The sequence below is a fragment of the Microcoleus sp. N3A4 genome (assembly GCF_036701805.1).
Classification (GTDB): Bacteria; Cyanobacteriota; Cyanobacteriia; order Cyanobacteriales; family Microcoleaceae; genus Microcoleus.
Genome location: NZ_JAUBRJ010000110.1, coordinates 1 through 2,526, shown reverse-complemented (window position 1 = coordinate 2,526; position 2,526 = coordinate 1). Strand labels below are relative to the sequence as shown.

The following is a 2,526-nucleotide window of genomic DNA, read 5'->3' as shown; positions in this document are numbered from 1 at the left end:
ACCCTACGAAGAACGCACTGATAACTGATAACTAATAACTGATAACTAATAACTAATAACTATGATTAAATTTGGTACGATCGGCGGCGGGGTAATGGGAGAAGCTCTCTTATCCCGCTTAATAGCACAAAAAGTTTATTTGCCTTCAGAAATATTGGTGAGCGAGCCACAACTTCAACGCCGCCAATTTTTGACGGAAACCTACGGGATTGGAACAACAGCCAGCAATCTAGAAGTTGCTGCCGCTACAGAAGTGCTGTTTTTGGCGATTAAACCGCAAGTTTTTGATACGGTAGCTTTGGAGTTGGCGGTGGCGGCCGATCGCAAACAGGGAAATAATGGAGAAACGGCTGATTCCAAGCCAGAAGCGGTGGTAGTGTCGATTTTGGCAGGAGTGCCACTCAGCAAGCTAGAACCAGCGTTTCCGGGGCGGGGAGTGCTGCGGGTGATGCCGAATACTCCGGCGACGGTAGGAGCGGGAATGAGCGCGATCGCCCCGGGAAAACTCGTGCAACCGGCTGATTTAGAATTGGTAAAGCGCATCTTTCAGGCCGTGGGAGAAGTGGTAGAAGTGCCTGAGAGTATGCTGGATGCGGTGACAGGGCTTTCGGGTTCCGGGCCCGGTTATGTAGCAATTTTGATTGAGGCATTGACAGATGGCGGAGTTTGTGCAGGTTTGCCGCGGGCGATCGCCTCTCAATTAGCAGTGCAAACTGTATTCGGTACAGCGAAACTGTTGCAAGAAACGGGAATGCACCCGGCAGAATTGAAAGATCGAGTGACAAGTCCCGGCGGCACGACGATCGCCGGAATTGCTAAATTAGAGAGTAGCGGCTTTCGTTCTGCGCTGATCGAAGCAGTGAAAGCAGCTTGTTTGCGTTCTCAAGAATTGGGAAAATAACAACAGAGAAGTTATATGATTCGTAAAAAATAACGCAACTGCTGACCAGCCCCAAACCCATATCTAGTCAGTCATTTCCAATCTAAAATCTAAAATCTAAAATCTAAAATTATCAAGATGGCTTATAGCGATTTCAAGCTGAAGGAACTGGTCAAGCAATTTGACTTAACTCTCAACGAAAATCAAGATTTATTTGCCGATATCTCAGAAGTAGAATCTAGCGAAATCCTGAAATTATCGTTAAAAGAAAACGCAGCATTAGCAGTAGACATCAATACAGAAAAAGCTCGTTCTGAACTGATTATAGCACCGATTTTACTTGAAGTTAGGCGGCAGTTAAATTATCAAATTGGTTTATTTTCCGGTTCCGAGTTTAATGTAGCTCCTGAAAAAGGATTGAATGGAACCTGCGATTTTTTAATGAGTTTGTCAGCGGAACGCCTGTTTATCAGCGCCCCTGTGATTACGCTGGTTGAAGCTAAAAAAGAAGATATTAAGGCTGGGTTGGGACAATGTGCAGCGGAAATGTTAGCTGCTCAGTTATTTAACGAAGAGGAGGGAAATAATATCCCAATTATTTATGGAGCCGTGACATCGGGTACTGTGTGGAGATTTTTGAAGTTAGATGGGAATATTGTTTTTATTGATGCGATCGAATATTATCTAAGGGATGTGGGGAAAATTTTAGGAATTTTATTAAGCGCTATACCTCCTTCCCCGACTTCGCCGAAGTTGTAGGGGATATAACAGGGCGATCGCATTTTACATTCAGCGAGCTACGATCGAAAAGTAAGAGTTGAGTTTCAGTGAGGACGATCGCCAATGCCTGAAAAATTGGCGTTGCTGATTTACGGTATGCAAGGCAAAATATGCAAGTCATAGAAACTATTTTCGACACAGTTTCTGGATTTTAAACTTATTTTTTCATCCCCTGATTAAGCAACGCCCGAATTTGAGTTATTTGACCGTTCTCGATCGCCAAAGTGCCGATCGCTTTTACCGCCCCAAAATCAATCACCGCAATTTTGCCTGTTCTTTTGCACCGGATTAAGTTTGACGGTTTCAGATCGCGGTGAATAATCCTTTGAGAGTGGACGCAATCTAAAACTGACAAAATATCTTGCAATAAATCAATAACTTCTGACTCCTGAAACTGCCTGAAACGAGTTTTTTGTTGAGCGGATTTCCTTCGATGTATTCTTGAATTAAGTAAAATTTTCCCTGTTCTTGAAAGCGATCGATCAACTTGGGAATCTGCGGACACTTATCGAGATACTTCAGGGTTTTAGCTTCTTTTTCAAATTGGTGCTGTGCTTCCTCCAACAGCCGCTCATCGTTAGATTCAGGAGGCGGAATTTCCTTGACGACGCACAGGGGATTTCCAGGGCTGCCTAAAGCGTCGTTAGCCGTATAGGTTTTGGCAAACCCTCCCTCACCTAATTTACCGATTATTTGGTAGCGATCGCGAAGAATATCCCCTGGATTTAGACACATAGATTGTTTCATCTTCCCGACTCGATCGGTTGGTTAATGTTGATTAAACCTGAGGTAAGGATTCAGGTCAAAAAAACTTCGGTGACAAAAGCTGGTAAAATAAACCAATGAAAAAGCCCCCAGCAACCAGA

General features: G+C 43.9%; 2 protein-coding genes and 1 pseudogene. 2 read left to right on the top strand and 1 reads right to left on the bottom strand.

Going from position 1 to position 2,526, the window contains the following annotated elements; translation table 11 throughout:
• Window positions 1–55: 55 nt before the first annotated feature.
• Window positions 56–901 (top strand): pyrroline-5-carboxylate reductase, encoded by an 846-nt coding sequence (gene proC, locus QUA56_RS34380; RefSeq protein ID WP_333367870.1) that lies wholly within the window; start codon window positions 56–58, stop codon window positions 899–901.
• A gap of 117 nt (window positions 902–1,018) precedes the next feature.
• Window positions 1,019–1,639: a hypothetical protein gene (locus QUA56_RS34375; protein ID WP_333367835.1), complete on the top strand. Its 621-nt coding sequence runs from the start codon at window positions 1,019–1,021 to the stop codon at window positions 1,637–1,639.
• A gap of 178 nt (window positions 1,640–1,817) precedes the next feature.
• On the opposite strand, the pseudogene QUA56_RS34370 reads toward QUA56_RS34375, so the two are convergent.
• Window positions 1,818–2,395: pseudogene (locus QUA56_RS34370) on the bottom strand (serine/threonine protein kinase).
• Between the last annotated feature and the right edge of the window lie 131 nt (window positions 2,396–2,526).

What these genes read in the sequence shown, in the direction of transcription:
- QUA56_RS34375 (WP_333367835.1), top strand. Translation starts at nt 1,019, where the DNA reads ATGGCTTATAGCGATTTCAAGCTGAAGGAACTGGTCAAGCAATTTGAC.